General features: G+C 64.1%; 14 protein-coding genes. 11 read left to right on the top strand and 3 right to left on the bottom strand.

All coding sequences use genetic code 11. The features are described 5' to 3' along the window. Nucleotides 1-162: 162 nt before the first annotated feature. The 10 genes from B5F40_RS11085 (at nt 163) to B5F40_RS11130 (ending at nt 11,602) form a co-directional block, all read left to right on the top strand. Entirely contained in the window at nt 163-3,168 is a 3,006-nt protein-coding gene (locus tag B5F40_RS11085; RefSeq protein WP_087194403.1) for a molybdopterin-containing oxidoreductase family protein, read from the top strand. Further along, nucleotides 3,165-3,827, top strand: a complete 663-nt coding sequence (locus tag B5F40_RS11090; RefSeq protein WP_087194404.1) for a 4Fe-4S dicluster domain-containing protein — start codon at nt 3,165-3,167, stop codon at nt 3,825-3,827. Before B5F40_RS11085 ends, B5F40_RS11090 begins: the two co-directional genes overlap by 4 nt. A gap of 3 nt (nt 3,828-3,830) precedes the next feature. Beyond that, nucleotides 3,831-4,691 carry a DmsC/YnfH family molybdoenzyme membrane anchor subunit gene (locus tag B5F40_RS11095; protein WP_087194405.1) on the top strand — a complete coding sequence of 287 codons (861 nt, stop codon included), beginning with the start codon at nt 3,831-3,833 and terminating at the stop codon, nt 4,689-4,691. A 172-nt stretch (nt 4,692-4,863) separates the two neighbouring features. Then, entirely contained in the window at nt 4,864-5,700 is an 837-nt protein-coding gene (locus tag B5F40_RS11100; RefSeq protein ID WP_087194406.1) for a hypothetical protein, read from the top strand. Continuing rightward, a complete protein-coding gene (locus B5F40_RS11105; RefSeq protein WP_087194407.1) occupies nt 5,697-6,422 on the top strand; it encodes a TorD/DmsD family molecular chaperone in 726 nt (241 codons plus the stop codon). The genes B5F40_RS11100 and B5F40_RS11105 overlap by 4 nt, the downstream gene beginning before the upstream one ends. A 162-nt stretch (nt 6,423-6,584) precedes the next feature. Beyond that, the gene (locus tag B5F40_RS11110; protein WP_239443026.1) at nt 6,585-6,974 is read left to right on the top strand and encodes an arsenate reductase family protein; all 390 of its coding nucleotides are present in this window, start codon (nt 6,585-6,587) and stop codon (nt 6,972-6,974) included. A 140-nt stretch (nt 6,975-7,114) separates the two neighbouring features. Then, nucleotides 7,115-9,076 (top strand): fructose-1,6-bisphosphatase, encoded by a 1,962-nt coding sequence (locus B5F40_RS11115; protein WP_087194408.1) that lies wholly within the window; start codon nt 7,115-7,117, stop codon nt 9,074-9,076. A gap of 234 nt (nt 9,077-9,310) precedes the next feature. Next, on the top strand, nt 9,311-10,186 hold the full coding sequence (locus B5F40_RS11120) for an aldose 1-epimerase family protein (protein WP_087194409.1): 876 nt from the start codon (nt 9,311-9,313) through the stop codon (nt 10,184-10,186). Nucleotides 10,187-10,432: 246 nt separating this feature from the next. Next, a complete protein-coding gene (locus B5F40_RS11125) occupies nt 10,433-10,792 on the top strand; it encodes a 3-hydroxyisobutyrate dehydrogenase (RefSeq protein ID WP_087194410.1) in 360 nt (119 codons plus the stop codon). A 171-nt stretch (nt 10,793-10,963) separates the two neighbouring features. Continuing rightward, a complete protein-coding gene (locus B5F40_RS11130) occupies nt 10,964-11,602 on the top strand; it encodes a metallophosphoesterase (protein ID WP_140396492.1) in 639 nt (212 codons plus the stop codon). Between the two features lie 158 nt (nt 11,603-11,760). Here B5F40_RS11130 and B5F40_RS11135 read toward each other — a convergent pair whose 3' ends face one another. Further along, nucleotides 11,761-12,207 carry a GMP synthase (glutamine-hydrolyzing) gene (locus tag B5F40_RS11135; protein WP_239443027.1) on the bottom strand — a complete coding sequence of 149 codons (447 nt, stop codon included), beginning with the start codon at nt 12,205-12,207 and terminating at the stop codon, nt 11,761-11,763. A 147-nt stretch (nt 12,208-12,354) separates the two neighbouring features. Beyond that, a complete protein-coding gene (locus tag B5F40_RS11140) occupies nt 12,355-14,265 on the bottom strand; it encodes an FAD-dependent oxidoreductase (RefSeq protein ID WP_087194411.1) in 1,911 nt (636 codons plus the stop codon). A gap of 193 nt (nt 14,266-14,458) precedes the next feature. On the opposite strand from B5F40_RS11140, the gene B5F40_RS11145 reads away from it, so the two are divergent. Further along, nucleotides 14,459-15,955: a helix-turn-helix transcriptional regulator gene (locus tag B5F40_RS11145; protein ID WP_087194412.1), complete on the top strand. Its 1,497-nt coding sequence runs from the start codon at nt 14,459-14,461 to the stop codon at nt 15,953-15,955. A gap of 595 nt (nt 15,956-16,550) precedes the next feature. Here B5F40_RS11145 and B5F40_RS11150 read toward each other — a convergent pair. Next, the coding region (locus B5F40_RS11150) for a GMP synthase (glutamine-hydrolyzing) (protein ID WP_446718595.1) at nt 16,551-16,972 on the bottom strand (422 nt) is incomplete at its 5' end.

Below are 16,972 nucleotides of genomic sequence, written 5' to 3' on the forward strand. Positions count from 1 at the left end.
TCGAGAGCATCGTGACAAGGGCATAAATTCTCTCCGATGCGAAAGACGGCGCAGGGCGCTAACGTGGCGCATGGACGAAGGGGCGGTAAGGGACGACGGGCCGCGCTTCGGCCTTCGTCGAAAACGTCCCTGTCGTACGGGCCGTGCTAGAGAGGAGAGCCGATGGAAAAGCTGAGCGTGTCCCGTCGCGGCTTCCTGAAGATGGCGATGGCCACGGCGGGAGCCGCGGCGCTGTCGTCGTCGGGAAGCCCGCTCGTCGCGCTGGCCGATGCCGACGGGAGCCCTGCGGCAGCCGAGGGGGAGGTGAGGCGCATCCGCACGGTCTGCCGAGGGTGCGGGAAGATGGAATGCGGCGTGTGGGTGACCGTGCAGGACGGCAGAGCCGTCCGCGTGGAAGGCGATCAGTCATGCTTCACGAGCCGGGGAAACTGCTGCACGAAGTCTCAATCCTCGATACAGGCGTGCTACCATCCCGACCGCCTGCGCTATCCCATGAAGCGCACCCGTCCCAAGGGCGAGGATCCGGGATGGGAGCGCATCACGTGGGACGAGGCCATGCGGATCAGCGCGGAGAAGTTCGCCGAGATCAAAGAGAAGTACACCGGCACGGGCATCTTCACCATGAACGGCACGAGCCGCATGTGGGCCATGGGCGGCTATTCGACGCTGTCCATCCTGACGGGGGCGGTGAACCACCATGTGGCCTCCTGCATCTGCAAGGGCCCGCGCTTCCTCACGACCGCGACCACCGACCAGTACGGCAGCAACTGGATGACGTCGGCCGAAGAGCCGCGCGTGTACGTGGAGTGGGGCGGCAACATCGAGTACTCCAACTACGACGACAGCTGCCGCAACCTGGTGAACGCGATCAACAAGGCCGAGACGTTCATCATCATCGACCCGCGCATGACCGGTGCGGGCAAGGAGGCCGACTACTGGCTCAACGTCCGTCCCGGCACCGACCAGGCCATCGCGCTTGCCTGGGCGAAGATCATCTACGAAAACGACCTCATGGACGAGCTGTACATGAAGCGATGGAGCAACGCCCCGTTCCTTGTGGTGGAGGACATGGAGCCCACGGGCGGTTGGATGATCGACAACGGCGGCGCGCACGATATGAAAACGCGCCTTCTGAAGGAGTGCGACGTCGTGGAAGGGGGCTCGTACCAGCGGTTCTATGTGCACGACGCGGCGAAGGCGAAGGAGGGCAAGACGGGCAATGAGGCCCTTTCCTTCTTCGACGTCGAAGTCACGCAATGGGACGGCGAGCACATCACCACCGACGCCGCGATGACGAATGGGCGCGTCGCCAAGGAGGGCACCCCCTTCGAGGGATGGCTTCCCGAGCCCACGCGCTTCGAGAGCATCGATCCCGACCTCGTGGGGGAGTACGAGGTCACGCTCAAAGACGGGCGCACGGTGAAGGCCAAGACCGTCTGGCAGTACTACGTGGAGATGCTTGCCGACAAGACGCCCGAATGGGCCGAGGAGGTCACCGGCGTCAAGGCCGACCTCATCCGCGACGCGTGCCTCGCCTGGGCGACGCGGCCCGAAGGCCAAGACCACGGCAACGGCGGCATCCACATCAGCCTCGCCATGGACCAGAACGGCAACAACTACCAGACCATCCGCAGCATCATGATGCTCTCGCACATGACCGGCAACATGGACGTCCCCGGCGGCAACCGCGGGCCCACCCATGCCTACTACAACGACGAGTGCTGGCTACCCTACGCGTTTCTGGGCGGGACGTTCGACGCGAGCCCCGAGGCGGGCAACAAGTTCGATTCGAACTCTCAGATCGTGGGCGGCGACGATTGGCCCATCACCAAGTGGTACGGCCAGTGGTCCGAGCCGAACAGCATCTGGAAGGCCGTCCTCGAGGGCGACCCGTACCCCATCGTGGCCGGCGCGAACGATTCGGGCTCGTTCATGAACCACGGCACGTCGGGCCCTGCGTGGGAGGCGATGAACAAGCTGGACTTCTGGCTGGAGGCGAACCTCTGGCACCATCCCACGGCCGAGTGCGCCGACATCCTCGTGCCCGTGTACCATTGGCTCGAGATGCGTTTCCCGCGCATCAGCCAAGGCCCTCACTGCGGCCTCGCCATGAACGTGCCCTGCGTGGAGGCCCCCGGCGACTGCAAGGACGATCCCATGTTCATGAAGGCGCTCGCCCAGGCCATGGACTTCCCGTGGAGCACGGACCCCGAGATGCCCGACCCCACGACGGCTGACGCGTGCGAGCGCATGTTCCAGCTGGCGCAGCAGCATTCGATCGAGCAGAACGGCGAGCGGCTTCCCTTCGACAGCTACGCCGAGTTCGAGGAGGACTTCCAGAAAAACGGCTGGCAGAACGCCAAGAAGGTCTATCCCAAGGAGATGGGCACCTATCGGCGCTGGGAGACGGGCTACATGACCATCAAGCCCGGCGTCGGACGCGCGGAAGGGGTCGTGGGCTTGGAGGTTCCCGGCTGCGACAAGACGCGCCGCTTCGGCTACATCACGCCTACGTCGAAGTACGAGTTGTGGCCGACGGTCATCGAACGCTACGGCATGGGCGGCAAGGCGAACGTCGACCTGTCCTGGCTCGTGCCCGACTACCGCGAGCCCATGGAGAGCCCGGTGAGCGATCCGGAGCTGTTCGAGGAGTACCCTCTCATCGCCACCACGGGACGGCGCATCCCGGTGCACTTCCATTCCGAGCATCGTCAGCTGCCCTGGTGCCGCGAGCAGTGGCCCGTGCCGCGCATCGAGATCAACCCTGCCGACGCTGCGAAGCTTGGCATCGAGCAAGGCGACTGGGTGTGGGTGGAGACGAGGCACGGGAAGATCCGCCAATGCGCCGATCTCTACCACGGCATCGGGGAAGGAGTGGTGAACCTCGAGCACGCCTGGTGGTTCCCCGAGCTTTCCGCACCGAACCACGGCGAGGAGCTGTGCAACTGCAACCGCCTTCTGAATCCCGAGAACGTCGATCCCATCATGGCGTCGCCGTGCATGCGCGGCTTCGCGGTGAAGGTGTACAAGGCCACGCCGGAGAACAGCCCGTTCGGAAATCCCGTTCCCTGCGATTCCGACGGCACCGAGATCATTCACGATGCGGCGGATCCGCGCCTGAGGGAATGGCTGCCCGACTTCTCGCTGAACGGAGGCGATGACCGATGAGAAACGCCATAGTGACCGATCTGAACAGGTGCGTGGGGTGTCTGAGCTGCAGCGTGGCCTGCAAAGCCGCAAACGGCGTGCCGGTGGGCTCTTTCTGGAACAAGGTGCTGCGCATAGGCCCCAACCCCAAAGCCGAAGGGTCCGTGTTCCCGGACGTGGAGATGTACTTCCTGCCCACGGGCTGCCAGCACTGCTCCGCGCCCGAGTGCGTGAAGGTGTGTCCCACGCAGGCTTCCTACAAAGCCGCCGACGGCACCGTCCAGATCGACAAGTCCAAGTGCATCGGATGCCAGTTCTGCGTGATGGCCTGCCCCTATGGCGTGCGCTACCTCAACGAGGAGGAGCGCGTGGTCGAGAAATGCACGCTCTGCGAGCAGAAGACCGCCCAAGGTGAGCTGCCGCAATGCGTCGAGCAGTGTTGCGCCCGCGCGCGTTTCTTCGGCGACATCGATCAGGGCGTCGAGAACCTCGAGGCTCCGGGCGAGCCGGCCTCCTTCGGCGACGACTCGTCCTACGAGACCATGAAGAGGACGCGCGTGAAGCTGGGCGAATATGCGCTTCCCTTCACCGACGACCAGGTGCACCGTCTTCCCGACGTGGGCAACAAGCCGTCGTTCGCGTACATCCTGCGCGATCGGCAGTGGCGCGGAGAGGAGTAGACCATGGAATTGCAATGGCCCTTGATCCTGTTCACGACGCTCGTCGGAGCGAGCGCCGGGCTGTTCGCCGCGCAGGGGGTCTACGCGCTTGCGGGCAGGGGCGCGAAGGCCCAGGCCCCTGCGCTTGCGGCTAGCGCGATCCTCCTGGTCGTGGGGGGTGTTGCGGTGTTTCTCCACCTCGAGCACTGGGAGCGCATCTTCAACGGGTTCGGCCACCTCTCGTCCGGCATCACCCAGGAGCTCGTCGCGGTGATCGTCATGGCGGCGGCCATGGCGGCGTTCTTCGCCGTGCTGCGTCGCGGCGCGGGCGTGCCGAGGTGGTGCGCCGTGCTGGCCATCGCCGCATCAGCGGCGCTCGTTTTGGTCATGGGGCTGTCCTACCTCATGGCCGCGCGTCCCGCTTGGAACAACGCCTTGCAGGTGCTCTCGCTGTTCGGGCTGGCTTCTGCCGCAGGGCCGGGCATCCTCGCCATCTTCGCCAAGGACCCGAAGGACGCCGGGCTCAACGGCGGCTGCGCGCTCGTCGGCACCGTGGCGAACGCAGCCTGCACGGTGGCCTTCGCGCTCATGATGGCGGGCGCGGTGAGCCAGTTCGTCGACGTGGGATACTATTTCGATCCCAACCACCCCACCGAAGCGATGGTCGAGGCCTCCGCTTTCAGCCCCTTCTCGTCCGGCGCGGTCGGGCTCACGGCCGGAGCCGTTGCGCTCTCGCTTGCGGCGGTGGCCTTCGCCGTTTACGGCAAAAGGAGCGGGTCGTGGAAAGCCGCCGGCTCGGGCGTCGCGATCTGCGCGCTCGCGGGCGCGGTGCTGCTGCGCGCGGCGTTCTTCGCCTGCGGAGGCAGCGTGTTCATGTTCTACTGAGCTCGCGACGGGGCTCCGATCCGCGCTCCCCACACCCCTTGCGAACATGCGGATCGGAATCCGTTCGGGGCGCCATCGGACGGCCGCAGGCTTTCGCGACCGTCCGATGCGATGCCGGTTCGCGCGGGGCCCGGCAGGGCCCCGCGCTTGACGAGGAAGGAAGGGAGGCTTCGTGACGAAGATTCTGGAAGCGGCCTCGAACACGCCGTTCGAGGCGTTCGACGGCATCTACGATCCCTTGGCGGATGCGGATCACGAAGAGGACTTCGACGGGTCGGACGGGCAGCCGGGCCCGTGCGTCGATGCGATGCCGAGGCCCTCGTTCGTCGGACGTTCCCCCGATCTGCCGGCCGATCAGCGCATAAGCCAGCTGTTCGCGTCCTTGGCGACGCGTCGGCGAGTGCTGATGGGCATCCTCGCGTTTCTCGACGAGCCCCGGCGGGCGGACGCTTTGCAGCGAAAGGTGGACGAGCTGCAAGAGCACGACGTCTCGGTGTACTCGGGACACGATTACTCGTTGCTCCTCGAGGAGGCGGGCGCTGTGCGCAAGACGGACGAGGACGGCGGCGAGTTCGACGAGGAAGCCGAGCAGGCGCCTGACGTCGTTGAGGTGGACGGCGTGCGCTTCTACAAGCCGACCGATGGAAGGCAGGTGTTCTGGACGCTCACCGGCGAGGGGCGCGCGTACCTGGAATCGGACGATCCCTTGGGCCGCTTGGCCGACCTGTTGGAGGAAGAGCCCCGGCATCGTGTCGCGTTCGGACGGATGCTCGCGTTCTGCCGCGGGGAGCGCGGGCGCAGCGTTGAGGAGCTTGCCGCCCTCGTGGATGGCCTCGACCTGCCCGACGGAGTTCGCAGGCACTGCTCGTACTTCGCGCGGAGGCTTGAGCTGTGCGACGCGCTTGCATGGAACGGAGGGTGGCGCACCACCGCTTCGGGGGAGCGTGGCCTCGAGTCTTTGTTCCCCGACCGCGCCGCGGACGCAAACGGAGAGGAGGATGGCGCATGAGCATGACGGGGAAGCTGATCGAGGGAAAGGCGGACGCCGTCGAACTGGCAGAGGTGCTCGAACGGCGCTCGACCACCTATGCGCTCCTCTCGAGGCTCTACGTGCGCGAGGTGGACCAGGAGCTGCTCGACGAGATGCACGCGTCGTTGTACCCGGTTTCGACGGGCGACCCGTCCATGGACGAAGGGTACCGGCTCGTTGCCACGTACCTTTCGAACCTGTGGACGGGATCGCTGAGCGAGCTGAAGGTTGACTACGCCCGATGCTTCCTGGGCAACGGGGTGGACGGGTACGCGGCCGCGTACCCCTACGAATCGGTGTACACCTCCGAGAAGCGCCTCATGATGCAGGACGCCCGAGATGAGGTGCTGGCCGTGTACCGGGCTTGCGGAGTGGGGAAGGCCTCCGATTGGAGGGAAGGCGAAGACCACATCGCCTTGGAGCTCGAGTTCGAGCGCGTCATGGGAAGGCGAGCGGCCGAGGCCCTGAGGAGCGGCGACGAGGAGGGCGCGTGCGGGCTCCTGGCGACCCAGAAGGGCTTTTTGGAGGAGCATCTGGCCTCCTGGGCGCCCATGATGCTCGCCGACATGAGGCGCTACGCTCGAACGAAGCTCTATCTCGGGCTGGCGCACCTGACCGAGGGATGGCTCCGAACCGATTCGAGATTCCTTCGGGACGTCCTCTCGGGCGAGGACGGGGAGGAGCGGCAGGGCAAGGCATAGGCCCGACCAAAAACCGGTTTGCGGTCGGCGCGCAGACGCGGTACTCGCGACGTCTTTTGGCCGACGAAAAAGGCGCGCGCCTCCCGATGGATTGCTCGCGCCGAAAAGCCCTGGCGTTTCGGCGCCTCTTTCCCTAGACTGTTCACGGACGCCGAGGCGTCCGTGAACAGGAACAAGGTCGACGAGGAAGAGTTGGCGAAAGAGGGCGCGATGAACATCCAGATATTCGGGACCAAGAAAAGCTTCGATACGAAGAAGGCGCAGCGCTACTTCAAGGAGCGGCGCGTGAGGTTCCAGTTCGTCGATTTGAAGGAGAAGGGGATGAGCAGAGGCGAGCTTGAGTCGGTGTGCCGGGCGGTCGGCGGCATCGACGCGCTCATCGATCCGAAGGCAAAGGACCAGGATGTGGTGGCGCTGCTCTCGTACCTCTCTCCCGACCAGAAGTTCGACAAGCTGCTGGAGAACCAGCATGTGCTGGCCGAGCCCGTGGTGCGCAACGGCAGGCAGGCCACGGTGGGCTACGCGCCCGATGCGTGGAAAGGCTGGGAGTAGACGGTCTGGATGGAGACCGAAGCGGGCCTCGCCTCTTCCGTCGAATAATCGTACCGCTTCGGAACCGCTTCGCCCAGGATGGCCAAGAAGAGGGTACCATGTGATCTTGCAAGAGCGGAGACACCCCCAAGGAGGCCTGCATGGACGTGAGCGAAAAGCGCTACCTCGAGCTTCTTTCCCGTTCGTTTCCCACCGCCGCGAAGGCGTCGGCGGAGATCATCAACTTGAGCGCCATTCTGAACTTACCGAAGGGCACCGAGTTCTTCGCCTCCGACATCCACGGCGAGTACGAGGCGTTCTCGCACATCCTGCGCAACGGCTCGGGCTCCATCCGCCTCAAGATCGACGACGTGTTCGGCGATGCGCTAGGCGAAGCGGAGAAGCGCTCGCTCGCCACGCTCATCTACTATCCGCGTGAGAAGATGGAGATCGAGCTGGCGCGGACAGACGACGCGCAAGCGTGGTACGAGCGCATGCTGCCGCGGCTCGTGGCGGTGTGCAAGCGGGCGGCCCGCAAGTACACGCGTTCGCGCGTGCGCCGGGCGCTGCCCGAGGACTTCGCCTACATCATCGAGGAGCTCATGACCGAGAAGAGCGACGGCGTAGACAAGCGGGCCTACTACGTCGCCATCATAGACGCGGTCATCCGCACGGGCCGAGGCGGCGCGCTCATCGAGGCTTTGTGCCTGCTCATACAGCATCTCGCCATCGACCATCTGCACATCGTCGGCGACATCTACGACCGCGGGCCGTACCCGGACGTCATCATGGAGACGCTCATGGGCCACCACTCGCTCGACATCCAGTGGGGAAACCACGACATCGTGTGGATGGGCGCCGCGCTCGGCCAGCGCGGCTGCATCGCGCATGTGGTGCGCAACTGCGCGCGCTACGGCAACCTCTCCATCTTGGAGGACGCCTACGGCATCAACATCCTGCCGCTCGCGTCGTTCGCGACGAGCGCCTACGCCGACGACCCTTGCGTCGCCTTCGGCCTCAAGGGAAGCCCCGACCTGCCGCCGCAGGAGCTGGAGATGAACGTCAAGATACAAAAGGCCATGGCCATCATCCAGTTCAAAGTGGAGGCGCAGCTCATCGACGAGTATCCGGGATTCGGCCTTGAGGGCCGCAAGCTTTTGGACAAGATCGCTTTCGAGCGCGGCACCGTGGTCGTGGACGGAGTGGAGCACGCGCTCACCGACACGGTGTTCCCCACGGTGGACCCGGCCGATCCCTACCGCCTCACGCCCGAGGAGGAAGAGGTCATGCAGCGTTTGGAGCAGGCGTTCGCAAACTGCGAGAAGCTGCAGCGCCACATGCACTTCTTCCTGGAGGCGGGCAGCCTCTACAAGGTGCACAACGGGAGCCTGCTCTTCCACGCGTGCGTGCCGCTCAACGCCGACGGCTCGCTCATGGAGGTGGACGTGTTCGGAGAGACGTGCAAAGGCCGCGCGCTTTACGACGTGATGGAGCGGTGGGTGCGAGCGGCCTTCAACTCGCCCGATCCCGAAGAGCGCAAGCGCGGGCGCGACCTTCTGTGGTATATGTGGCTGGGGGAGGGCTCGCCCCTGTTCGCGAAGAGCAAGATGGCCACGTTCGAGCTGTACCTCATCGCCGAGAAGGAGGCGCGCAAGGAGGTCAAGAACCCGTTTTACTCCTATCTCGACGACGAGCGGGTGATGGCGGGCATCTTCGAGGACTTCGGCATGGATCCCGAGACCTCGCGCATCGTGTGCGGCCACGTGCCGGTGAAAGTGAAGGACGGCGAGGATCCGGTGAAGTGCGGCGGGCGCGTGCTCACCATCGACGGCGGGTTCTCGAAGGCCTACCAGCCCACGACCGGCATCGCCGGCTACACGCTCATATCGAACTCGTACGGCTTCGTTCTTGCGGCGCACGAGCCTTTGGAGTCCGCGCAGGCCGCCGTGGAGCGCGAGCTTGACATCCACTCGTCGCGCAGCGTGGTGGAGCAGCCGGACAAGCGCACGCTCGTGGCCGACACCGACAGCGGAGCCGAGCTCAAAAGGCAGATCGAGGATCTGGAGAAGCTGCTGGAAGCGTATCGCAAAGGCGAGATCGCCGAGCGGGAGCAGGGGGCGTAACGCAAGGAATCTCGCCATTTTGATCGGAGCGTCGCTGAGAATGCGGAGGATACGACATGGAAACCGCGATCATGCGTCGAGAAGGCGCATGATCGTAAGAAGAATTCCCAACGGTTCGAGGTGCCCACGTGCGAAGGCGCCGCGTTCGGTTGATAAGTTCTTCATCCGCTAAATGAGCTTTCAGGTGTGTCCGCATTATAATGTGGACACACCTTCGGATGAAAAGGGGAGGCGATGACGATCCTATTGGGAAACGAGGAGCTTGCGGTAGGCGTGTCGAGCAAGGGCGCCGAACTGCGAAGCGTCATGCGCGACGGAATCGAGCGCATGTGGTGCGGCGACCCTGCGGTGTGGGGACGACGGGCACCGTTGTTGTTCCCGCTGATCGGGCGTTTGCGAGACGGATGGTACGCGCTCGACGGAAGGCGCGTCAAGGCGCCGACGCATGGGTTTTGCCGAGACCGCGCGTTCTCGGCAGAGCGGGTGTCGGATACGGAGGCGCGCTTCACCACGGCCTCTGACGAGCAGACGAGGGCCGACTACCCCTTCGACTTCCGCTTAACCGTCCGTTTCTCGCTGGAGGGGTCGACCCTTGCGAAAACCCACACAGTCGAGAACACGGGAGACGTGCCGATGCCGTTCGAGCTGGGCGGCCACGAGGCGTATGCGACGTGCCTTTTGCCGGGCGAACGCATGGCCGATTACTTCGTGCGCTTCGAGGGAGTCGATTTCATCGAGATGTTCGGCATGGACGAGGCGGGCATACTGACGCTTCCGAAGACGAAGGTGCCGCTCGAGGACGGCCGCCTGACGAAGACTCCCGAGCAGTTGGGCATCGACACCGTCGTGTTGGAGGGCGTCCCCGGCAGCGCAGTCGCGCTGGGCTGCGCCAAGAACGATCACGAAGTGCGCGTGGAGTTTCCGGACTTCCCTTATCTGGGCATATGGACGAAGGCGGGCCAGGATGACGCTCGGTACCTGTGCATCGAGCCATGGTCGGCGCTACCCGACGCCCATTTCTCCCCGCGCGAGTTGGCCGAAAAGCTCGGCGTGCGCACTCTCGCTCCCGGCGAGCGTGCGACGCTCTCGTATCGCATGACGTTTCGGTAGGGGCTTTGCCTTGCGTCGGGTTCGGCGGCGAAGGCTCCGAAACCTGCGTTTCGAGCACGGCGCGCAGCCCCTTTTCCTCGTTTCGGATTGAAGGGGCGTCAAGCTTGACGCCGCCCTATGCGGCCGTCTGAGAAGTTGTCTCGCTCGCCGGACCGCCCGCGTCGGCGAAGCGTTGGAAGCGCCACGCAAACTCAGCGGGTTTGGTGCTACCATATGCTCGTTGGTAAACGACCAAAAGGAGGCGCAATGGAGAAAGAGCTGTTCGATTTCGTTGCCGAGCGTGCCGACGTCCTCGCAACCGCTGACACCAGCAAGCAGGAGACGAAAGAGGCCGCGCTCGCATGGAAGAGCGCCGTCGAGGGCGCGGACGACGAGGCCGTCGAGGCGGCCACCGCCGCGTTCGTCGACTTCCTCGAGGGCAGGCCGAACACCGTCGACGGCGTCATCGCCTTCGCCCAAGGTCCCGCCGTCGAGTTGTTCGGCAAAGAGGCCGCCGACCAGATCCTCGCCAAGCAGACCGCGCGCAAGGAGCGGGGCGAGAAGTACTGCGATTGCGCCGCCTGCACCGCCGCAGTGGAGATCCTCTCCAAGTACGGTCGGATCTAGGAGGCAAGGCAGGGCGCAAGAGGGCTCTTGTCGAGCGCAGGAAGAGGGAAGGGCCGCTGTGCATTTCGGCGGCCCTTTCGGCATGATGACGGCTGCGCCCCTGCAAAGGCTTTCCCTTCGAGAACCTGCTGAAAGATTATGAGCGCCGCTCTGAAGGAAGGAGGATGCGAGATGATTTGGTTCACGAGCGACACGCACTTCGGGCACGTCAACGCGCTCGGCTTCTGCGACAGGCCGTGGGACTCCGTTGAGGATATGAACGACGCCCTCGTCGACAACATCAACGCATGCGTCGCGCCTACGGACACGCTCTACCATCTCGGGGACTTCTCTTTCAGGATGAGCATGGCGGATGCCTGCGAGCTGCGTCGCCGCATCCGTTGCCGCAACATTCACTGGATTCCGGGAAACCATGATAAGGACTGGCGGCAGCCAGCCGTGGCTGGCACGTTCATCTGCGAGCCGCACATCGCCGTGCTCAAGTTTGACGGCGGGCGGAAGGTTGTGATGTGCCACTATCCCATCATGGATTGGCCGGGACTGGGGCATGGGGCCATCCACTTGCACGGGCACATCCATTCGACGCGCGAGTACAACGAGTGGAACCGGCATATGCGCCTTTTGCGATACGATGTCGGGGTGGATGCGAACGGCTACAAGCCCGTGTCGTTGGACGAGGTTTCGCGGTTCTTCGACGGTGTGGAGCACCGCCGCCGCGTAACCCGCGGGCAGTGGGCCTCGATGGTGCCGCCGGAGATCGGACTCGATGAGGAGGGCGGCGGACGAGCGACGCAAGATGCACGCTTGTGAGCGAGAGCCAGGTCGCGCTCGATTTCCTAAGAATGCGGAGCGGAACGGAAAACGGATGCGCTGCGTATGACCACAACAGCAGATTTCAACGATGGAAGGAGCGAGGCTCCGGTCGCAGCGCCGGAGCCTCGTAAAAACCTAAAGAACCAGGCGATAATCTACTCCCACTCTATGGTTCCGATAGGCTTCGGCGTGAGGTCGTGGACCACTCGGCAAATCCCCGGGACCTCGGCCAAAATGCGGGCCGTGATCTTCTTCAGCAGCGCCCAATCAAGCTCCGGCACCTCGGCGGTCATGGCGTCCACCGTGTTCACGGCGCGGATGACGGCTGGCCACTCGTAGGCGCGCACGCCCAGGCCCGGGCCGGGGAAGGGCTGGCGCTCGACCATGCCCTCGGGCAGCCCGAGCTCCCGTCCGATGACGCGCACCTCGTCCTTGTACAAGAGCTTCACCGGCTCCACCAGCTCGAACCGCAGGTCGTCGGGCAGGCCGCCCACGCTGTGGTGCGCCTTCACGCCGTCGGACTCGAGGATGTCGGGGTAGATGGTGCCCTGCGCGAGGAAGCCCACCTCGCCCGCCACCTTGCGGGCCTCCTCCTCGAACACGCGGATGAACTCGGTGCCAACAGCTCATCACGGTATCATGCTTTTCTCGAAGGCCTATTCTCTTGTGGCGCGAAAGAGCGCTCCGTCCAGAGTGGAGTCTCGGACGGAGCGCAAACGAACGCATGCAGTCGGGCGGACGTGCTCGAGCTACAATCCGAAGTCCTTCGCAGCGCTCATCGCCGCCGTGTAGCCGAACGTGCAGCCGCGATGCAGGTTGCCGCCGTAGTACGAGGCCGTAGGGCGCACGATGTTGTAGTTGCCCGCCGTCTCGCCGGCCGCGTACAGGCCCACGATCGGCCGGTTCTGCGCGTCGAGGACGCGGGCTCCGTCGTCGATAACGAGGCCGCCGTAGGTGTTCTTGATGTTGGGGATCGTCTCGAAGATGTAGAAGGGCCCTTCCTCGAGCGCGATCAGCGCATCCGCCTCTTTGCCGAAGTCCTCGTCGACCCCCGCTTTGCAAAACCCGTTGTAACGCTCGATCTGCTCTGCGACGACCTTCGGGTCGAGACCAGCTTTCTCGGCGGCTTCCTCGACCGTGTCCCCTTTGAAGACGACCTTGCCCTCCTCGGCCAAGCGTTCGAGCTCTTCGTTGCCGCTGTCGGTCACGTATGTGGCGTAGTTCCCGTAATACAGAAGGTCGTCGCTTTCGAGGAGGGCCTTGTTCGCCACGCAGTAGACGGTGTTCCGCTCAGTATCGAAGTACGCACGATCCACTTTGGAGCCTTCTTTCCAGAACCGGACGCCGTCTGTGTTCAGCCATACCAGACCGGGCGTTTTGTACTTGATCTCGCGCATGACGGCCTGGCCGTTGCCTTCGAGGACGGGCAGCGTGCCGCCGTCGGTGCGGCAGAAGTCCATGTCGTGCAGCACTGCGCCCACTTTGACCGCCGCGTCGAACATGTTGCCGATGGAGGAGGCGCTGCCGGACCGCGCCCAGCGGGCGTAGAGCTTGGAGAGCATCTCGTCGTTGGCGCAATAACCGCCGCATGAAAGGATGGTGGCGGGCGCTTCGTACTCTGCACCGTTCTCGACACGCACGCCCGTCACCTGGCCCTCGGCGTTCACGATGAGTTCAGTCGCTTTGGTGTTGAGGAGGTAGGCCATTTGGCCCTTCTCGACGAATTCTTGAATGCTCGGGGCGGTGTCCTCGAAGATGCTCAGGCCTCGCTGCTCATGCGAGATCACGTACGCTGCAAAGTAGTCGACGTCCTTTGTCGCGTTTTCCGTGGATGCAGCGTTAGCATGGGCTCCGACGTCCTCTCCGATGGGGCCGCCTTCGATCCACTTCGCACCGTACTTTGTCAGCATATCCAACGCCGGACCGCTGTTGTACGCCGCAACATAGGAGAGCTCGGGACGGAATGTGGTCTCGTCGCCGTCCATGAACCAAGCGAAGAACTCGTCCGGATCGGTTTCGTAGCCGTAGCTCGGCAGCGTATCGCCGCCGGCAGCCGCGCAATAGCCACCGCTGTACATGGTCGAGCCGCCGAAGTGTTTGTTGTGGTCGAGGATGAGCACCTTCGCACCCCGGTCGGCGGCTGTGAGCGCGGCGGTGAGCCCGGTGATGCCCGCGCCCACGACGATGATGTCCGGGTTGAAGTCCTCGATGTCGCCGGCCACGTTCGCCGGCGCGGGGGTCGTCGCGTCCTCGTCGAACATCTTCTTAGAAGCACCTGCCTGCGTGAGCGCATCGCGGATAGCGTCCTTCATGGTGGACGTGGTCATCGTCGCTCCGGTGATGCTGTCGACTTCGAGCGACTGGTGCTTCACAACGTTTTCAGCAATCGTGCTTTGCGCTCGCTGGCCCAGGTACTGGGACTCATGCGTGTCGACCACCCGTACGTCGAGGATGGCGTCTTCCGAGACGTCCACTTCGATGGTGTACGGGCCGAAGAGCCCGTTGGCCGAAGCGCTGTACGTCCCGGGCGTCATCCTCGCCTCGGACGGCGATGCCGCGGTCGGCGCGCAGCCGGTCATCATGCTCAGCGCGAACACGCTCGCGCCGGCGACGAACTGCCGACGGCTCAGGGTTCCATCCTTCGAAACGGTGCGGGTCATGGTTTCCTCCTCCTCGTGCGCGTTGGGTCGTACCTCGAACCCTCCACGTTCCTCGCGGTGCCCTCGTGGGGCTTGACGAGGCACAGTATGCACGCGCCGCGCTTCTCCGCGTATCGGGCAAACGGCAGCAAAAGCCCATGTGAACGTGATATCATGCAAATTGTCCGATGCTGTTGCGAGGGGGTTCTGCCGGATGACGAAAAACCGTAAAGCCGCCGTGATGTCGCTTGCCGCGCTCGTGCTGGTGGGGGTTTGGGTCGATATAACGGGGTACCTCGACGTGTTTTCGAGCCCGTCGGCCACTAGCTTCTCGCAAGAGGTCGCCCGCTACGCATGCTATGCGGGGCGCATCGCGATGGCCGCCGCGTTCCTCCTCTTCCCGCATCGGATCGATTGCCCGCTCGGGCGCTCCGTCCCCCTCATGCTTTGCTGCATGATCGGCGGAACGGTTCTGTACTCCCTCGGGTTCCATCAGACATTGCTCGACCCCTTGTTCGTGGCAGCGGCGGGATCAACGTTCATCGGGGTGGGACATATCTGGATCGTCTCCGCCATCTACCGGTATCTGACGGGCGTGTGCTACGAGCGCGATGCGCTCTACGTGCTCGTCGCGGCACAGGTTGCCGAGCGCATCGTCGCCGAGCTGCTCAGCGCCGTTCTCGCCGGCGCCTCGCTCGTCGTCGGCTCGTACCTGCTGCCCGTGATGGCCGCCGCCGTCCTCGCGCTGTCGAACCGCCTGGTGCGCCAGCGCGCGACGCGCCGCATCGAGGCCGATGCTGAACGACGGGGGTCGGTGCGAGCGTACTTCGCTGCCTTATGCATCATGGTCGGCGTCGCCCTCGTGGCGTGCGGGGCGATGAGCACGGTCGGCATATGGGGCACGGCGGGCTCGGGTCAGTTCGCAGGCGAAGGCGAGTCTCTTGCGTCGGCGTTCGTCGAGTGCGTGCTCGTGGTTATCTGCTGCCGGGTGACGTTCATCGCATCGATCGAGAAGCCTCTGGCGCTGCGCTACCAGAGCTCGCTGCTTGTGCTCATCACCGGATTCGTGCTGATGTCGTCGCGCCAGCTGCTGACTCCTGTGCCCGACGGCTTTGTCAGCTCGCTGCTCGTGGTGGTCGAGAACTACGCGCACATTCTCTTCTGGGTCGTTGCGCTCGACGCGGCGCGCTCGCTCGATTCCCCTGTCTACCGCACCTTCGGCATCGGGCTGATGTCATGCAGCGTCACGGGGCTCGCGTGGAGCTTCTTCCTGGAGCACGACGCGACCGTGGCCGAATCCGCTGTGTTCGTCGTGTCCTACCTGCTCCTCGTGGTCTGTATCGTGTACCCTCAGGCGTTCAATCGCGCGAGCTTGCGCTCGTCTAGCGACGAGGACGCGATCAACGAATTCGCTCTGGAAGGGGAGGAGCGCTTGACTCCCGGCATCAACGGACATGCCTTGCGGCACGCGCTTGAGCAAAGGTGCGCCCATATGGCGAAAGAGCACGGACTCTCGGCACGAGAAGGCGAGGTGCTGGTCCTCCTGGTCAAGGGCGATACGCGGCAAGACATGTGCAAGACGCTGCAACTCTCCGAGGGCACGATCAAGACGCATCTGACCCACATCTACAGCAAGCTAAACATCCACTCGCGCTCAGAGCTTCTCGAGATTGCTTATGGAGTCGGAGGACGCGGAGGCGAGCCCTCGTAGTGATCCTCTTGCCTAGGTTCTAGCTTCACCCATCTGATACTTGATGCGTGAAAACTTCTCCGTGTTCCCGAAATCCGGATGCGACTGCCGCCGAGGAAGACGATGCGAACCCCCGTCGCTTCGCCATCCTTGTTCAGCGCTCACTCCTGAGACTTTAGTGGGAGCGATGGAGGGGCAACGTCGCGAAGACCGCCACGACGCCCGCGAGAACGTCCTTGGGTAGCTAACGCTGGGTTTCTCGACGTTTGAGTGCTTGACGATGTTGAGCGGGGTCGGTTTGCTTTTGCCGCGTGAAATATTGCGCCGCCAGATAAAGCTTGGCTGCAAAATGAACAGAAGTGGGAGCTAATCCAACAGGCATCCCTTCAGCTTCAGCTAGGTGTGAAAACCGCTATTCTTGCGGTTCAACGGAGTCCTGCCTTCGCTACCCTCGTTTATGAAATATACAACATGCCTCTTTGCATTCAGTAACTAGCCAGTTGGCTGAGGTTCGCCGATTTGGGATAGGCCGATGTAAAGATTTCTCTTAAGAAAAGCGCCCGTCGAAATGATTTGACGGGCGCTTAATTAAAATGTCAGCGTATCGCGAAGAACGCTACTCCCACTCTATGGTCCCGATAGGCTTCGGCGTGAGGTCGTACACCACTCGGCAAATCCCCGGGACCTCGGCCAAAATGCGGGCCGTGATCTTCTTCAGCAGCGCCCAATCAAGCTCCGGCACCTCGGCGGTCATGGCGTCCACCGTGTTCACGGCGCGGATGACGGCTGGCCACTCGTAGGCGCGCACGCCGTCGCGGACGCCGGTGGCGCGGAAGTCGGGGACGCTCACGAAGTACTGCCACACGCGGCCCTCGAGGCCGGCCGCGGCGAACTCCTCGCGCAGGATGGCGTCGGCCTCGCGCAGCGCCTCCAGGCGGTCGCGCGTGATGGCGCCGAGGCAGCGCACGCCCAGGCCCGGGCCGGGGAAGGGCTGGCGCTCGACCATGCCCTCGGGCAGCCCGAGCTCCCGTCCGATGA

The sequence above is a fragment of the Gordonibacter sp. An230 genome (genome assembly GCF_002159915.1).
In the GTDB taxonomy this organism is placed as follows: domain Bacteria; phylum Actinomycetota; class Coriobacteriia; order Coriobacteriales; family Eggerthellaceae; genus Rubneribacter.